This is a genomic window from Nonomuraea basaltis (assembly GCF_005893125.1).
Lineage (GTDB): Bacteria > Actinomycetota > Actinomycetes > Streptosporangiales > Streptosporangiaceae > Nonomuraea > Nonomuraea basaltis.
The window spans coordinates 1-2,568 of the sequence record NZ_VCJS01000491.1; the positions used below are offsets into that span (position 1 = coordinate 1).

Below are 2,568 nucleotides of genomic sequence, written 5' to 3' on the forward strand. Positions count from 1 at the left end.
GTGGCGGGGCGGGCGGGTCCGCCGCGCCAGCGCACCGGGTCGATGAGGATGCGGCGGCTGGCCAGGTCGGCGTCGGGCCGGTGCGGGGCGGGCAGCGCGGCCATCAGCTTGCGCAGCGCTGAGCCGAGGGCTTGGCCCAGGCCGAGCTCGGCGTGAGCCTGGTCGGACAGCAGCACGAACAGGGCGCGGGCCTCGTCGGTGGTCAGGCCGGTGACGTTGGTGCGGTAGCCGGGCAGCAGGGCGATGCCGCCATGGGGGCCGCGCACGGTGTAGACGGGCACGCCGGCCGCCGACAGCGCCTCGACATCGCGCATGACAGTGCGGACCGACACCTCCAGGCGCTCGGCCAGCTCGGCGGCGGGCAACTGGCCGTGGGTCTGCAGCAACAGCATGATCGACAGCAGGCGCTCGGATCTCATACCCCCGAAATTACCTCGGTATATGACACTCCCTGACATATACCTCAGTAAAGATGCAGGTAGACGGGCCGCCCACAGAGGGCGGCTCCGAGCGTCCCCGGCTTGGAGGGGACAGAGCATCACGAAGGGAACTGTGCTGTGACTGCAACGAACGGGCTCGCCCAGAAGATCGCTGAGGACTTCGTCCGCGCGTGGGCCGGCAAGGACGTCGAGGAGGCGCTGGGCTTCCTCGCCGACGACGTCGTGTGTGTGGCCCCGAACGGGACGTTCGAGGGAGTGGAGGGCTATCGCGGGTTCCTCGAGCCGTTCGCGAGCTCGATCATCAGCGCGACCGTCATCGACGTTCTGGGCAACGACACGAACGCGGCGACCGTGTACACCGTCGACACCCCCTTCCTGAAGGACTTCCGCGGCATCGACTACATCACCGTCGAGAACGGCAAGATCACGCGCGTGATCAGCGTCTTCGACCTGCTCCCGATGGCTCAGGCCGGAGGCAACATCCAGCACTGACCCCGGCCGTACACCGGCGGGCCCGCGCCTGAGGAGCAACAACTTCCGTCGGCGGCGTGGTCCCGCTTGGCCCCATCGCACGCGACGGCTATTCGTCAGCGCGCATCGCTCACCCATACACCGGACGTCGCCGCCTGCGCTCTTTCGCCATCCCCGTACGACGTCCCCCCGAAGGAAAGACGCTCCAAAATGATCACCATCACCGCGGCCACCGGCCGCCTCGGCCGTCTCGTCATTGCAGAACTGCTGGAGCGCGGTGTGCCCGCTGGCGAGATCGTCGCCGCTGTGCGCAGCCCCCAGAAGGCGGCCGACCTGGCCGAGCGCGGTGTGCAGGTCCGCCGTGCCGACTACGACCAGCCGGAGACGCTCGAGCCGGCCTTCGCCGGCACTGACAAACTCCTGCTGATCCCCTCCGCCGTCTACGGCCAGCGCTTCCCCCAGATGAAGAACGCTGTGCAGGCCGCGGTCGCCGCGCGCGTCCCGCTGGTCGCCTACGCCAGCTTCGTCAACGCCGCCACCAGCACCCTTCGGCTGGCCGACGAGCACAGGCAGGCCGAGGCGTGCATCCGCGAGTCCGGTCTGCCCTTCGTCTTCCTGCGCAACGGCGCGTACATCGAGCTGTATTGCGGGGAACTCGGGGACCTCGCCCCCGTGCTGGAGGCGGGTGTGATGATCGGTTCGGGCGGCAACGGCAAGATCTCCGGAGTCACCCGGCCCGACCTCGCGGCGGCCGCGGCAGTTGTCCTGACCGGCGATGGGCCCGCGAACAAGGCCTACGACCTCGGAGGTGAGGCGTTCTCGCTGGCGGATGTGGCCGCCGAGTTCGCGGCGCAGTCCGGTAAGCCGCTCGTCTACCAGGATCTGCCGGTCGAGGAGTACGCCAAGGCGCTCGCCGGCTGGGGTGTGCCCCAGCCGTTCGCCGACCTGCTGGCCGACACGAGCTTCGCCATCACCCGCGGTGATTGGTACACCGACAGCGCCGACCTGCAGCAGCTCATCGGCCGACCGGCCACCCCGCTGGCGAACGTCGTCACCGCCGCGCTCAAGGCCCTCTAAGCCGTGGGTCCGTCGCCGGGCATGCTGGCGGACCGGCTCGTAGTAGCGAGGAAGCTTCGGTAATCGGGGTGGAGCCAAGGGGCCGGGTCGTTCGTGGCTGTTGTTCGTTCGATCAACCGGAAGTGCTCCGGGAGGAGTCGCGTGAACGAGCTGAAAGCACCGGGCAAGTCGTTTGAGATCTCGAAGCGAGCTGTCTGGGAGGCGTGGGAGAAAGTCAAGGCGAACAAGGGCGCGCCCGGGGTGGACGGAACGTCGATCGAGGAGTTCGAGAAAGATCTGAAGGGCAACCTGTACAAGATCTGGAATCGGATGTCCTCGGGGACGTACTTCCCGCCGCCGGTGCGCGCGGTCGAGATCCCGAAGAAGGGAGGCGTCCGGGTGTTGGGCGTGCCCTCAATCGGAGATCGAGTGGCGCAGACGGTGGTGGCCAAGGTGATCGAGGAAAGGGCCGAGCCGCTCTTCCACCCCGACTCCTATGGCTATCGGCCCGAGCGTTCGGCGCTGGACGCGGTCGCTACCTGCCGGGAGCGGTGCTGGAAGAAGGACTGGGTGATCGATCTCGACATCCGGGCGTTCTTTG

Annotated in this window: 4 protein-coding genes; 3 read left to right on the plus strand and 1 reads right to left on the minus strand. The window is 68.1% G+C overall.

The window, feature by feature from the left end; genetic code table 11:
* The coding region (locus tag EJK15_RS68785) for a helix-turn-helix transcriptional regulator (protein ID WP_138720848.1) at positions 1 to 419 on the minus strand (419 nt) is incomplete at its 3' end.
* Between the two features lie 138 nt (positions 420 to 557).
* On the opposite strand from EJK15_RS68785, the gene EJK15_RS68790 reads away from it, so the two are divergent.
* The 3 genes from EJK15_RS68790 to EJK15_RS68800 all read left to right on the plus strand — a co-directional run.
* Positions 558 to 932, plus strand: a complete 375-nt coding sequence (locus EJK15_RS68790; protein ID WP_138720849.1) for a nuclear transport factor 2 family protein — start codon at positions 558 to 560, stop codon at positions 930 to 932.
* Positions 933 to 1,121: 189 nt separating this feature from the next.
* On the plus strand, positions 1,122 to 1,988 hold the full coding sequence (locus EJK15_RS68795; protein WP_138720850.1) for an NAD(P)H-binding protein: 867 nt from the start codon (positions 1,122 to 1,124) through the stop codon (positions 1,986 to 1,988).
* 141 nt (positions 1,989 to 2,129) lie between these two features.
* On the plus strand, positions 2,130 to 2,568 hold a 439-nt coding region (locus EJK15_RS68800), incomplete at its 3' end, for a reverse transcriptase domain-containing protein (protein WP_240778141.1).

What these genes read in the sequence shown, in the direction of transcription:
- EJK15_RS68795 (WP_138720850.1), top strand. Translation starts at nt 1,122, where the DNA reads ATGATCACCATCACCGCGGCCACCGGCCGCCTCGGCCGTCTCGTCATT.